The organism is Leisingera sp. ABM4_060, from assembly GCF_056158765.1.
In genome coordinates this window covers 1,205,663-1,217,931 of record NZ_JBSWTX010000001.1, presented here as the reverse complement: position 1 = coordinate 1,217,931, position 12,269 = coordinate 1,205,663, and the positions used below count along the sequence as shown (strand labels likewise).

Below are 12,269 nucleotides of genomic sequence, written 5' to 3'. Positions count from 1 at the left end.
TTTCCACCAAGGTTAACGCGACCTGAGGGAAACAGTGTACAGGCGGAGAAAATAATATGCGCATTCTGCTGGTTGAGGATGATCCGACCACGGCCAAAAGCATCGAGCTGATGCTGACCCATGCCAACCTGAACGTTTATACGACGGATCTGGGGGAAGAAGGGATCGATCTGGCCAAACTTTACGACTATGATCTGATCCTGCTGGATCTGGGACTGCCGGATATGAACGGCCATGAGGTGCTGCGCCAGCTGCGCATGTCCCGCATTGAAACGCCGATTCTGATCCTGTCCGGCGCCGATGATACTGACAACAAAATCAAGGGCTTCGGCTTTGGTGCAGATGACTATCTGACCAAGCCGTTCCACCGCGAGGAACTGGTGGCGCGGATCCACGCGATCATCCGCCGCTCCAAGGGCCATTCGCAGTCGATCATCAAGACCGGCAAGATCTCGGTCAATCTGGATGCCAAGACGGTTGAAGCCGATGGCAAGGCGGTGCATCTGACCGGCAAGGAATACCAGATGCTCGAGCTTTTGTCCCTGCGCAAGGGCACCACGCTGACCAAGGAGATGTTCCTGAACCATCTCTACGGCGGCATGGATGAGCCGGAATTGAAAATCATTGACGTTTTCATCTGCAAGCTGCGCAAGAAGCTGAGCAATGCAACGGGCGGTGAGAATTACATCGAAACTGTCTGGGGCCGCGGCTATGTTCTGCGCGACCCGCAGGAAGACCAAATGTCGGGTGATCACCGGATGGCGGTTGGCGCCTGAAAGGGTGAGGACCAAGGTGGCACATGACCTATGTGCCGCCGGTTTCAAGGACCTGCCGGCTGGCGGGTCTTTTTGCTTTGGGCGGCCCATGCACCTGCGGCGCGCGGGATGCGCTGGACGCGGCGCGCGCAGCACCGTATCACCGAGGGTGAGAACGAAGAGGGACCGCGCGTGGCAAATCAATCAGAACAACAAGACGTGGCCAGCCTGACGGCGGAGCAAGCCAAGGCAGAATTTCTGGCGCTGGAAATCCGGCTAAAGGCCGCAGATCTTGCCTATCATCAGGCGGATGCGCCGGAGATCAGCGACGCGGAGTATGATTTGCTGAAGCGGCGCTACCGGACTTTGGCTGAGGCGCATCCCGATCTTGCTGCTGCGGCAACTCAGCTTGATTCTGTTGGCGCGCCTGCTGCGTCGGGGTTCGGAAAGATCAGCCACGCCATCCGTATGCTCTCCCTGGGCAATGCCTTTGAGGACGGCGATGTCGCGGATTTCGATCGCAGCATCCGCAAATACCTTGGCCTGGATAGCGGCAGCAACCTGGCATTCACCGCAGAACCCAAGATAGACGGTCTGTCTCTGTCGCTGCGGTACGAGCAGGGCAAGCTGATTCAGGCCGCGACCCGTGGCGATGGCTCAGTCGGGGAAAATGTCACCGCCAACGCAATGACAATCGCGGATATTCCGCATCAGCTGAACGGCGCGCCGGAGGTGCTGGAGGTGCGCGGTGAGGTCTACATGAGCCATGAAGATTTCGAAACGCTGAATGCCCGCCATGCGGAACGCGGCGGCAAGACCTTTGCCAACCCGCGCAATGCCGCTGCCGGATCGTTGCGGCAGTTGGATGCGGAGATAACCCGCGCGCGGCCTTTGCGGTTCTTCGCCTATAGCTGGGGTGAGTTGAGTGAAGCTTTGGCAGAAACACAAATGGAGGCAATTTCGAGGCTGCAGTCCCTGGGCTTTCAAACCAACCCGCTGACCAGGCTTTGCACTTCGGTTGACGGCATGATCGCGCATTACCGCAGCATCGAGGAACAGCGCGCCACGCTGGGTTATGACATCGACGGTGTGGTCTACAAGGTCAATGATCTGGCGCTGCAGGGCCGACTGGGCTTCCGCTCGACCACGCCCCGCTGGGCAATAGCGCATAAATTCCCGGCGGAACTGGCTTGGACCCGGCTGGAGGCCATCGACATTCAGGTCGGCCGCACCGGCGCGCTGAGCCCGGTTGCCCGCCTTACGCCAGTGACAGTTGGCGGCGTGGTGGTGTCCAATGCGACGCTGCACAATGAAGACTATATCCAGGGCCGCGACTCCAAGGGCGGGGAAATCCGCGGCGGCAAGGATATCCGCATCGGTGACTGGGTGCAGATTTACCGTGCCGGCGATGTGATTCCGAAAGTCGCGGAGGTAGATCTGTCCAAACGGCTGGAAGACGCAGAGCCCTTTGCCTTCCCGCATGTGTGCCCGCAATGCAGCAGTCCGGCGGTGCGGGAGGAAGGCGATGCTGTCCGCCGCTGTTCCGGCGGCATGATCTGCCCGGCACAGGCGGTTGAAAGGCTCAAGCATTTTGTTTCCCGCGCGGCTTTCGACATCGAAGGGCTAGGGGCCAAGCAGGTGGAACAGTTCCACACCGATGGATGGATCAAGGAGCCCGCAGATATCTTTGATCTGAAAACGAATTACGGTTCTGGCCTGCAGCAGCTGAAGAACCGGGAAGGTTGGGGGGAGAGGTCCGCCGACAATCTCTTTGCAGCCATTGAAGAGAAACGCACGATCCCTCTGGCCAAGCTGATCTTTGCCTTGGGTATGCGGCACGCCGGTGAGGTTGCCGGCCGTGATCTGGCGCTGCACTACCGCGGCTGGCAGGCAATGGCAGATGCCATCGACACTGCACGTCCTGCGGCACTGGCGCACCGGGCGGCAGACGAGGCAGAGAAGGCGGAACGCCAGAAGGCTGCAGACGAAGGCCGCCGGGCCAAGGTTTCGGACACCCGCGCGGCAGTGGTTTCCGCCCGCGAGGTTCCGGCTGACGCGGCGTCTGCGTGGGCAGATCTGATCGGGGTCGACGGGATCGGTGCGGTGCTGGGGCTGTCCCTGTCTGATGCCTTTGCCAACCCTGAGGAACGTGCGGCCATTGACCGTCTGATTTCCAAGCTTGCTATCGTCGCACCGGATGCGCCTGCCGCGGACAGTCCGGTTGCAGGCAAAACCGTGGTCTTTACCGGCACGCTTGAGAAGATGACCCGGGCTGAAGCCAAGGCGCGGGCCGAGGCGCTGGGGGCCAAGGTTTCAGGCTCAGTTTCCAAGAAGACCGACATTCTGGTGGCCGGTCCCGGTGCGGGTTCCAAGGAGAAGAAGGCGGTCGATCTGGGAGTGAGAATTCTTGACGAGGACGGCTGGCTGGAGCTGATCGCAGAAGCATGAGCGGGCGTCCCGAGATCCTGTTTCCGCTGTTCGCAAGTGCTGAGACCCTGCAAGGTGTCGGCCCGAAAACGGCGCAGTCCCTTGGCCAGGTTGACATAGAAACACCGCGTGACCTGTTGTTTTCGCTGCCCTATTCCGTGGTGGATCGGAGGCGGCGCGCCTCTATCCAGGGCGCGGAGCTGCCGGCCACGCTGACGGTCGAGGTAACCATCGGCCGCCATCGCCCGGCACGCAACCGGGGCGGCGCCTACCGCATTCACGTTGAGGATGCGGAGACCGAGTTCCAGCTGGTCTTCTTCCACGGCCGCAGCCGGTATCTGGAGGCTCAGCTGCCCGAAGGTTCACGCCGCGTGGTTTCGGGCAAGGTGGAGCTGTTCGACGGCATCGCCAATATGGTGCACCCGGATCATATGGTGCCGCTGGCCGAGGCGGACGGCATCCCGTCTTTTGAACCCGTGTACCGGCTGACCCACGGGGTGACACAGAAGACCATGTTCAAGGCGGCGCAAAGCGCGTTGGAGCGGGTGCCTGAACTGGAGGAGTGGATTGATCCGGGGCAAGTGCTGAAAGAGAACTGGCCGGCCTGGCACGAGGCAATTGCGGCAGCGCATGAACCGCAGGGCGCGGATGATCTGGCGCCCGAGGCGTCTGCGCGGGCGCGGCTTGCCTATGATGAACTGTTTGCCCATCAGCTGACCCTGGCGCTGGCCCGGCAGACGGAACGCAAGGCCCGTGGCATTCAAAGCCTGGCCACCGGACGGCTGCAATCCCGGGTGCTGAAGGCGCTGCCGTACCGGCCGACCGGTGCCCAGGCCCGGGCGATTGAGGAAATTTCCGCCGACATGGCCGCGGGCAAGCGCATGAACCGGCTGCTGCAGGGGGATGTGGGTGCGGGGAAAACGCTGGTTGCTTTCATGGCCTTGCTGGTCGCAGTTGAAGCTGGCGGGCAGGGGGTGATGATGGCCCCGACCGGCATCCTTGCGCAGCAGCACATGGAGGGTCTGGCGCCGCTGGCCGAAGATGCCGGCGTGGTGATTGAGATTCTGACCGGGCGTGACAAGGGGGCAGAGCGCAAGGCCAAGCTGGCGGCGCTGAAGCGCGGTGACATTCATATCCTGGTCGGCACCCATGCGGTGTTTCAGCAGGATGTGGACTTCGGAGACCTGCGGCTGGCGATTGTCGATGAGCAGCACCGCTTTGGTGTGCGCCAGCGGATGGAGCTGGCGGAAAAGGGCAAGGGCGCCGATGTTCTGGTGATGACCGCGACGCCGATCCCGCGCTCGCTGGCGCTGGCGCAATACGGTGACATGGATGTCTCGGTTCTGGATGAGAAACCGCCGGGGCGCAAACCCGTGAAAACCGCGGTGATCAGCACTGAGCGGATGCAGGAGGTGGTCGATCACTTGCGCAAGGCGATTGCCGAGGGGCGGCAGTGCTATTGGGTGTGCCCCCTGGTGGATGAATCCGAGCTGAGCGACCTGACAGCGTCGGAAGAGCGCTTCAAGCATCTGCGCGCGGTGCTGGGCGAAGGCACGGTGGGGCTGGTGCATGGGCAGATGCCGCCAGGCGAAAAAGACGCGGCGATGGCGGCATTTGTCGAAGGCGAGACCAAAGTTCTGGTTGCCACCACGGTGATCGAGGTTGGGGTGAACGTGCCCAATGCCTCGATCATGGTGATCGAGCGGGCGGAGATCTTTGGGCTGGCGCAGCTGCACCAACTGCGCGGAAGGGTGGGGCGCGGCAGTGCCGAGTTGACCTGTTTATTGATGTATCAGCCGCCGCTCACCGAGGGCGGGCGCAAGCGTTTGGAGGTGCTGCGCGAGACCGAGGACGGGTTCCGGATCTCGGAAACGGACCTCCAGATGCGCGGGGCAGGCGACATGATCGGCACGGCGCAATCCGGCCTGCCGAAATTCCACATCGCCGACCTGGAACGCCAGGCCGGGCTGATGGCCGTTGCGCAAAGCGATGCACGGGCCTTGCTGGCTGCAGACCCTGCGCTGGAGAGCGGCCGCGGCAAGGCGGCGCGTGTTCTCCTGTGGCTGATGAAGCAGGATCAGGCAATCCGTTTGATTACAGTGGGTTAGCGCACTTGCTCGCAAGCGTTTCCTGTTGGCGTTCCTCTCTGTTCGCAAATGTTCTCAAAAAGTTCTTTACAGGTGTTCTTAAAAATGAGAACAAAGGGGCAACAAGGTTGCCAGAGAGCAGCAAGACAGACTGGAGGAGGCCCGAGCCATGATTGCACAGATCAAGACCACCATTCAAAATGCGCATTCGACCCTGCTGCAGGACGCCATTGGCGCGGCCTCGCTGATGGTGATGCTGGTGGCTGCACTGCATCTTCCGGGCCTGTTCTAAGGCCTTTGCACCCGTTTTCCTGATTGCATCTGCTGTGCCGGGCCGGCCCTTTCCTGTCCCGGACTGCACCAGAGATCATCCGCCTGTTTCGATCTCTTTTTGGATTGCCTCAAGATCCTGCCCGGCCTGCCCGGGTCCCGCACAGCAGAGCATAACTGCCGCCGCCATCTGCCCGGATGCGCGGCGGTTTTTTCATTGGCTCAGGTGATGCTGCTGCAGCGCGGCAGACCGGGGCGCCTTAGGCGCATTGCTCCTTGGCGGCGGTCTGCATGGCCTCCAGCGTGGCCTCCAGCGCCAGCATGATCGAGGCGTGGCGGTTCTTGAACTCACGCGCGGGCTGCAGCACTTCCAGCCCGTCAAAGGGGGCGTCAGGGACCGGGCCGCCCTGGGTCAGCATCGCCTTCAGCTGATTGCGCGCGGTCTCGATTTCCTCCAGCGAGCGGCCAATCACATTGGCGCCGGCCACCGCGGCGGAGGCCTGTCCCAGCGCGCAAGCCTTCACGTCCTGACCGAAATCCGCGATCCGCCCGTCTTCGACCTTGATGTCGATGGTCACCGCAGAGCCGCAGAGCGGCGAGCGTTTCTTGACAGTGGCGTCTGGGGCCTCCAGCCGCACCAGATGGGGAATATCTGCCGCCAGCGCCAGAATGCGGGAGGAATAGAGCTTGATCAGATCGGAGTCGCCAGACATGTGCTTCCCGGGGTTTCCCTGTTTCGCCGTTCCCCATACATAGGGAGCCAAACAGCAGATGCAAAAGGTTTTTACCATGTCTTTCGATCCCGCCAGCCTGACGTATAACGATGCGGGCCTGATCCCCTGCATAGCCCAGGATGAAACCTCGGGCGAAGTGCTGATGATGGCCTGGATGAATGCGGATGCGGTGGTGCAGACGCTGGAGACCGGCCGGGTCACCTATTGGTCGCGCTCGCGCCAGTCGTTCTGGATCAAGGGCGAGACCTCGGGCCATGTGCAGGAACTGGTGGACCTGCGGGTGGATTGCGACCGGGACTGCCTGCTGGCGGTGGTGCGCCAGACCGGGGCGGCCTGCCATACCAACCGCCGGACCTGTTTCTATACCGCAGTGCGGGACGGGGAAGAGGTTGAACTGATGAAGCCGATGGGCTGAATTGGGAAACGGCCCTGGCGGGCCGTGCCTCCGGCGGGAGTATTTTTAACCAGAAAGAAGCGGAAGCCCGGTCATTTCGCGGATGTCTTGCGCAGTGGCGCCTTCGGCGCGGTATTTGGCGATGGCGCGGGCGTCGTCGCGTTTGGCGAGGCGTTTGCCCTGATCGTCGCGGATCAGGCAGTGGTGGTGGTAGACGGGTGTCGGCAGGCCCAGCAGGCTTTGCAGCAGCACGTGGATTTGAGTGGCCTCAAACAAGTCTGCGCCGCGCACCGCATGGGTGATCCCCTGATCCGCATCGTCGGTAACAACCGAGAGATGGTACGAGCTGCCCATATTGCGGCGTATCAGGATGATGTCTCCGACCATTGAGATGAGCCGGTCCGGGTCCAGTTGATGCTGTCCTTCGAATTCCGGTCCGGTCTCTGTAAAGCTGCGAAGGCCAGTGGCGCGCACGGCCTTTTCCATGTTCAGCCGTATCACGTCCTGGCCGGCTGCTTCGGCCATCAGCCGGCTGCGGCAGGTGCCGGGATAGATGCGGCCGTCGGGGCCGTATTGCGGCACCCCTTCCTGCGGTGCGCCGGCAGCAGCCTCGATATCGGCGCGGTTGCAGCGGCAAGGGTAGGTGAGGCCCATGGCGGTGAGCTGGTCCAGCGCGGCGCGGTAGCGCGGCAGCCGGTCTGACTGGCGCATCACCGGCTGCGGCCAGGAGAGGCCCAGCCAGCTGAGATCCTCATAGATCTGTGCCTCCCAGGCGGGGCGGGCGCGGGACTGGTCGATGTCTTCGATGCGCAGCAGGAAGGTGCCGACCTTTGCCATCGCCATGTCATGCGCCAGAATAGCGGAATAAGCGTGGCCCAGGTGCAGCGGTCCGGTTGGCGATGGCGCAAAGCGGGTGGTGAATGTCACACTTTCTCAATCACATAGACGGTGGATTTCAGGTCTAGCCCGGGAAGATGCTCCCCGTGTTCCTGAAATAGCAGCCTTGCGGCGCCAACGTCGACCCATTCGATCAGTTTTCCAGTATAGGCCCGGTCGGCAAGCGCGTAGTCATTGTAGGAAAAGGCGAACAGCCCGCCCTTGGGCAGCGCATGAAGGATCATGTCGAAAACTTCGGGCGGGGCGGCGCCGGTGCCCAGAACGCCGCAGCCGATGATCAGCCGGTAGGCGCCGCGCGGGATGGGCTTGCGGTTGGACACGTCAATTTGGGTGATCTTGCGGTAGGCGCCCTTGGCCTGCGCCTGAGCCAGCATTTCCCCGGATGGCTCCATGCCGTCAACTGTTTCAAACCCCTGCCGCCGCAGCGCCAGGCCCGACAGGCCGGTGCCGCAGCCGAAATCCAGCACGGGTTCGCTCAGGTCTGATTGAAACTGTGCCAGCGCTTCGGCAATCCGCCCCGGGGTGGCGTAACCGTTTTCAGCTATTTCGGCATCATAGGACGCGGCCCACTGGTTGTAGTGCTCCAGGGTCGCTTCCGGTGTTTCAAGGTTGTAGGCCTTGTCCAGAAACTTTTCGCTCATACCTTAAGCTTAGGCGCGGCGGACGCATTCCGTCTAGGAAAAGTTTGCGAGCCACTGCTGCCAGACCTCTTTGGCGCGGTCGGTATAGGCCTTGTAGCGGTCTTTGCGGCCGCGGCGGCCGCCTTTGAGGCCGTCAACCGGGCGGAACAGGCCGAAGTTCACGTTCATCGGCTGGAAGGTCTTGGCCTCGGCGCCGCCGGTGATGTGGTGGATCAGCGCGCCCATGGCGCTGTCCTGCGGCACCTCGGGCAGCTCCTGGCCCTGCATCTCAGCCGCGGCCAGGCGGCCGGCCAGCAGACCCATGGCGGCACTTTCCACATAGCCCTCAACGCCGGTGATCTGGCCGGCAAAACGGATATGGGGCCGGGACTTAAGCCGCATCTGGCTGTCCAGCAGGGTGGGCGAGTTCAGGAAAGTATTGCGGTGGATGCCGCCGAGGCGGGCAAAGCTGGCGTTCTCCAGCCCGGGGATCATCTTGAAGACCTCCGTCTGGGCGCCGTATTTCATCTTGGTCTGGAAGCCGACGATGTTGAACAGCGTCCCCAGCGTGTTGTCGCGGCGCAGCTGCACCACCGCATGGGCCTTGATCTCGGGCTGGTGCGGATTAGTGAGGCCCACCGGCTTCATCGGCCCGTGGCGCAGCGTCTCGCGGCCGCGTTCGGCCATCACTTCGATCGGCAGGCAGCCGTCGAAATAGCCAGCCGTTTCGCCCTCATGGAACTCGGTTTTGTCAGCAGCCAGCAGCGCGTCGATGAAGGCCTCGTACTGGTCCTTGTCCATCGGGCAGTTGAGGTAGGCGGTGCGCTCTTCCTCGGTTTCGCCCTTGTCATAGCGCGACTGCATCCAGGCCTGGGACATGTCGATGCTCTCGGCATAGACAATCGGCGCGATGGCGTCGAAGAAGGCCAGCGCCTCGGCGCCGGTTTCCGCCTGGATCGCCTTGCCCAGCTCGGGCGAGGTCAGCGGGCCGGTGGCAAAGATCCAGTGGCCGTCCGCGGGCAATCCGGTGATTTCTTCATAAGACACCGACACATTCGGATGTGCCTTCAGCTTGGCAGTCACGGTTTCGGCAAAGGGATCGCGGTCCACCGCCAGGGCGCCGCCGGCGGGCAGCCGGTGCTCGTCCGCGGTGGTCATGATCAGACCGTTTGCTGCGCGCATTTCCCAGTGCAGCAGCCCCACAGCGTTCTGCTCGTCATCATCCGAGCGGAAGGAGTTGGAGCACACCATTTCACCCAGGTTTCCGGTCTGATGGGCAAAGGTCTCTACCTTGGGGCGCATTTCGTGGATCACCACGGATACGCCCATGTTTGCCGCCTGCCAGGCGGCTTCGGACCCGGCCATGCCGCCGCCCACGATATGCAATGTCTGTGCCGAATGTTCTGTCATGCTCGCGACATAGGGCAGGGGGCGGGCCGGTGCAACAGATATGGAAGCCCAAGGCGGGCCGCAGTGCTGCCACAATTGCCCTGCGATTGCCGGGAAGTGCTGAACCTGATTGCCGGGAGGGGGAAATTTGGGGCCGCCGCTGCGGGAATGGTACACCGGTGAGAGAGATCCGGCTGGAGGGACCCTTCCGCAGCAGCAGCCCAAATTGTGCCAGCCAGTGATTGCTCGTCGGCTGTGCCCAATCTTTGCCATCTTTCCGCCCAGATTGGAAGCGGTTGATCGGCTTCTTATGGAAACAGTTAGTGCGGATTAGTAAACAAAGCCTAAAATTTTCGGAGAATACCGGAGAATACCGGAGAAAACCGGAGAAAACGCCGGAATTCTCCTATGGGCTTAGGTTTCCTGCCAGTCCGGCGTGCGCTTTTCGATGAAGGCGGCCATGCCTTCGATGGTGTCGCGGTACATCAGGTTTTCGACTATCACTCCGCTGGTATAGGCATAGGCCTGATCCAGCGGCATTTGCAGCTGCTCGTAAAACGCCTGTTTTCCGATCTTCACCGCAGCACCGAGTTTCGAGGCGATGGTTTCGGCAAGCTTGGTGGTTTCTGCGTCCAGTTCCTCCAGCGGTACGGCGCGGTTGGCCAGGCCCAGATCGACGGCACGTTCCGCGTCGATGAATTCACCGGTGGTCAGCAGATCAAACGCCTGCTTGCGGGGGATGTTGCGGGACAGCGCCACCATCGGGGTGGAGCAGAACAGGCCGATGTTGACGCCATTGACGCCGAATCTGGTGCCCTCCGCCGCTACCGCCAGATCGCAAGAGGCCACCAACTGGCAGCCCGCCGCCGTGGCGATGCCGTGGACCTGGGCGATCACTGGCTGGGGCAAAGACTGCAGGCCGGTCATCACGCTGGTGCAGCGGGCAAACAGATCCTGGAAATAGGCCTTGCCGCCGTCTTCCGCGGCGCGGCCTGCGGTCATCTGCTTGATGTCATGGCCTGCGCAGAACCCCTTGCCGGTGCCGGACAGGATCACCACCTTGATGCTGCTGTCCTCGCGCAAGGCATCAATTTGCTCCTGCAGCGCTGCCAGCATCTCATCCGAGAGCGCATTCAGCTTTTCCGGCGTGTTCATGGTCAGCCGGGCAATGCCGCCGGTGTCGCAACGTTCCAGAATTGCCATCTTGCTCTCCTCCCAAATCCTGCGGCAACTCTAGACAGCGCGAAGGGAAAGGAAAAGCATGGCACTGGCATTTGATGTCGCAGGTCTGACGGATTACCTGCATGAGATCTTTCCGCAGGTGAAAGACGACTTTGCCATCGACGCGATGGATGAACATGGCCTGCGGATGCGGCTGCTGACGGCAGAACGGCACCTGCGGCCCGGCGGCACAGTGTCCGGCCCGTCGATGTTTGCGCTGGCAGATTGCGCAATCTACGCGCTGATCCTGTCGCGGCTGGGGCGCGAGGCGCTGGCGGTGACCACGAATTGTTCGCTGGATTTCATGCGCAAGCCGGTGGCGCGTGCCGACGTGATCGCCGAGGCGCGGCTGTTGAAACTGGGGCGCGTCTTGGCGGTGGCCGACGTGCTGATGTACTCCGAAGGTCAGAATGAACCTGTCGCCCGCGCCTCGATGACCTATTCGATCCCGCCCAAGCGTTAGAGTGCAGTGGCGAAGGGCTGGCCGACCTTGACCAGGGTTTCCCGGCCATTGGCGCTGTTGGCCGCCAAGTCGTCCGCAAAGCGGATCTTGCCCGGCTCAAACACCACCACCACGGTGGAGCCGCCGAATTTGAAATAACCCTTCTCGTCCATCTTCTGCACTGCGCCTTCGGTGCGGGTGTTGACGATGGAGCCGACCCCAAAGGCGCCGACCTCGACAAAGCAGTAGGTGCCGCAGGTTCCGGTCTCGACCAGTGTCCAGCTGCGTTTGTTTTCGCCAAACACATCCGGCCCGGCCCCCAGCGCAATCGGGTTCACCGAATGCAGCGCGCCTTCGATGTCCAGTGTGCCCGCGATCCGCCCGGCAGCGGGGAAGTGGTAACGGTGGTAGTCCGCCGGGCACAGCCGCACGATGGCCAGCGCGCCGCCAATGAAGCGGTCTGCGATGCCGGGCAGCATGGTGTTGATTGACATCGGGCAGCCCTTGACCGGGACAAAGACGTCTTCCGCCAGTTCCGGAAACACCAGCACCCGGCCATCGGCAGGGGAAACAATGTCCTTCGGGTCGGTGCTGTAGGGCCGGGCTTCCGGTTTCAGGTTCCGCACGAAGAAATCGTTGAAACAGGCGTAGCTCTCTGCCGGCGCGGTGGCCTCCTGCATGTCGATGGACAGCTCTTCGATTACTGCCTGGATTTTACCCTTGGAAAACCGCGAGCTGAACCAGGCACCCATGAGGCGGCTGACCATGGCGGAGCGGAACAACAGCTTCTCCACTGGTTTTGCGCTGGCGTTCTGATAGGCCCAGCGGATCCATTTCTCGCCCAGCACGACCTCTTCAAAGGTCTCGCCGGTCTCGCGGTCAACAACAAGGATCGGGTCGTGCTGCATGGGGCCTGCCAGGTTCGGTTTCGCTCCCGCTGCGCCTAGCAAGATGCCAAGCCCGCGCCAAGGGGGATTTGCGGGCACAGAAGAGGGGCGCCGCCCCTCTTGGCCATCGGCCAATTCACCCCGGA

At 62.2% G+C, this 12,269-nt stretch carries 12 protein-coding genes; 6 read left to right on the top strand and 6 right to left on the bottom strand.

Features of this window, described 5'->3' with window-relative positions:
* Nucleotides 1-56 precede the first annotated feature (56 nt).
* The 4 genes from ctrA (at nt 57) to ACXAEH_RS05955 (ending at nt 5,561) form a co-directional block, all read left to right on the top strand.
* Entirely contained in the window at nt 57-776 is a 720-nt protein-coding gene (gene ctrA / locus ACXAEH_RS05970; protein WP_475031545.1) for a response regulator transcription factor CtrA, read from the top strand.
* Between the two features lie 108 nt (nt 777-884).
* On the top strand, nt 885-3,203 hold the full coding sequence (gene ligA / locus ACXAEH_RS05965; protein ID WP_475031544.1) for an NAD-dependent DNA ligase LigA: 2,319 nt from the start codon (nt 885-887) through the stop codon (nt 3,201-3,203).
* Nucleotides 3,200-5,290, top strand: a complete 2,091-nt coding sequence (gene recG / locus ACXAEH_RS05960) for an ATP-dependent DNA helicase RecG (protein WP_475031543.1) — start codon at nt 3,200-3,202, stop codon at nt 5,288-5,290. The genes ligA and recG overlap by 4 nt, the downstream gene beginning before the upstream one ends.
* A gap of 148 nt (nt 5,291-5,438) precedes the next feature.
* Nucleotides 5,439-5,561 (top strand): hypothetical protein, encoded by a 123-nt coding sequence (locus ACXAEH_RS05955; RefSeq protein WP_019296173.1) that lies wholly within the window; start codon nt 5,439-5,441, stop codon nt 5,559-5,561.
* A 238-nt stretch (nt 5,562-5,799) separates the two neighbouring features.
* Here the strand turns inward: ACXAEH_RS05955 and ACXAEH_RS05950 are convergent, their stop codons facing one another.
* Nucleotides 5,800-6,252, bottom strand: a complete 453-nt coding sequence (locus tag ACXAEH_RS05950) for an iron-sulfur cluster assembly scaffold protein (protein ID WP_475031542.1) — start codon at nt 6,250-6,252, stop codon at nt 5,800-5,802.
* 58 nt (nt 6,253-6,310) lie between these two features.
* On the opposite strand from ACXAEH_RS05950, the gene hisI reads away from it, so the two are divergent.
* Nucleotides 6,311-6,688: a phosphoribosyl-AMP cyclohydrolase gene (gene hisI / locus ACXAEH_RS05945; protein ID WP_475031541.1), complete on the top strand. Its 378-nt coding sequence runs from the start codon at nt 6,311-6,313 to the stop codon at nt 6,686-6,688.
* A 45-nt stretch (nt 6,689-6,733) separates the two neighbouring features.
* Here hisI and gluQRS read toward each other — a convergent pair whose 3' ends face one another.
* The 4 genes from gluQRS to ACXAEH_RS05925 form a co-directional block, all read right to left on the bottom strand.
* Complete coding sequence (gene gluQRS / locus ACXAEH_RS05940; protein WP_475031540.1) at nt 6,734-7,594, bottom strand: tRNA glutamyl-Q(34) synthetase GluQRS; 861 nt, start codon at nt 7,592-7,594, stop codon at nt 6,734-6,736.
* Nucleotides 7,591-8,205: a class I SAM-dependent DNA methyltransferase gene (locus ACXAEH_RS05935; RefSeq protein ID WP_475031539.1), complete on the bottom strand. Its 615-nt coding sequence runs from the start codon at nt 8,203-8,205 to the stop codon at nt 7,591-7,593. Before ACXAEH_RS05935 ends, gluQRS begins: the two co-directional genes overlap by 4 nt.
* Nucleotides 8,206-8,238: 33 nt before the next feature.
* Nucleotides 8,239-9,594, bottom strand: coding sequence for a methylenetetrahydrofolate--tRNA-(uracil(54)-C(5))-methyltransferase (FADH(2)-oxidizing) TrmFO (gene trmFO, locus ACXAEH_RS05930; RefSeq protein ID WP_475031537.1), 1,356 nt, complete (start codon nt 9,592-9,594; stop codon nt 8,239-8,241).
* A 393-nt stretch (nt 9,595-9,987) separates the two neighbouring features.
* Nucleotides 9,988-10,776, bottom strand: coding sequence for an enoyl-CoA hydratase (locus ACXAEH_RS05925; RefSeq protein WP_475031536.1), 789 nt, complete (start codon nt 10,774-10,776; stop codon nt 9,988-9,990).
* Nucleotides 10,777-10,834: 58 nt separating this feature from the next.
* Between ACXAEH_RS05925 and ACXAEH_RS05920 the strand changes: the two genes are divergently transcribed.
* Nucleotides 10,835-11,257, top strand: coding sequence for a PaaI family thioesterase (locus tag ACXAEH_RS05920; protein WP_475031535.1), 423 nt, complete (start codon nt 10,835-10,837; stop codon nt 11,255-11,257).
* Here ACXAEH_RS05920 and asd read toward each other — a convergent pair.
* Nucleotides 11,254-12,144 (bottom strand): archaetidylserine decarboxylase, encoded by an 891-nt coding sequence (gene asd, locus ACXAEH_RS05915; protein WP_475031534.1) that lies wholly within the window; start codon nt 12,142-12,144, stop codon nt 11,254-11,256. The genes ACXAEH_RS05920 and asd overlap by 4 nt on opposite strands.
* Nucleotides 12,145-12,269 lie beyond the last annotated feature (125 nt).

Excerpts from the sequence above, each read along its gene's own strand:
- ACXAEH_RS05950 (WP_475031542.1), bottom strand. The coding sequence starts at position 6,252 with ATGTCTGGCGACTCCGATCTGATCAAGCTCTATTCCTCCCGCATTCTG.
- ligA (WP_475031544.1), top strand. The coding sequence starts at position 885 with ATGCGCTGGACGCGGCGCGCGCAGCACCGTATCACCGAGGGTGAGAAC.
- recG (WP_475031543.1), top strand. The coding sequence starts at position 3,200 with ATGAGCGGGCGTCCCGAGATCCTGTTTCCGCTGTTCGCAAGTGCTGAG.
- ACXAEH_RS05925 (WP_475031536.1), bottom strand. The coding sequence starts at position 10,776 with ATGGCAATTCTGGAACGTTGCGACACCGGCGGCATTGCCCGGCTGACC.
- ACXAEH_RS05920 (WP_475031535.1), top strand. The coding sequence starts at position 10,835 with ATGGCACTGGCATTTGATGTCGCAGGTCTGACGGATTACCTGCATGAG.
- ctrA (WP_475031545.1), top strand. The coding sequence starts at position 57 with ATGCGCATTCTGCTGGTTGAGGATGATCCGACCACGGCCAAAAGCATC.
- asd (WP_475031534.1), bottom strand. The coding sequence starts at position 12,144 with ATGCAGCACGACCCGATCCTTGTTGTTGACCGCGAGACCGGCGAGACC.
- hisI (WP_475031541.1), top strand. The coding sequence starts at position 6,311 with ATGCAAAAGGTTTTTACCATGTCTTTCGATCCCGCCAGCCTGACGTAT.
- ACXAEH_RS05955 (WP_019296173.1), top strand. The coding sequence starts at position 5,439 with ATGATTGCACAGATCAAGACCACCATTCAAAATGCGCATTCGACCCTG.
- ACXAEH_RS05935 (WP_475031539.1), bottom strand. The coding sequence starts at position 8,205 with ATGAGCGAAAAGTTTCTGGACAAGGCCTACAACCTTGAAACACCGGAA.
- trmFO (WP_475031537.1), bottom strand. The coding sequence starts at position 9,594 with ATGACAGAACATTCGGCACAGACATTGCATATCGTGGGCGGCGGCATG.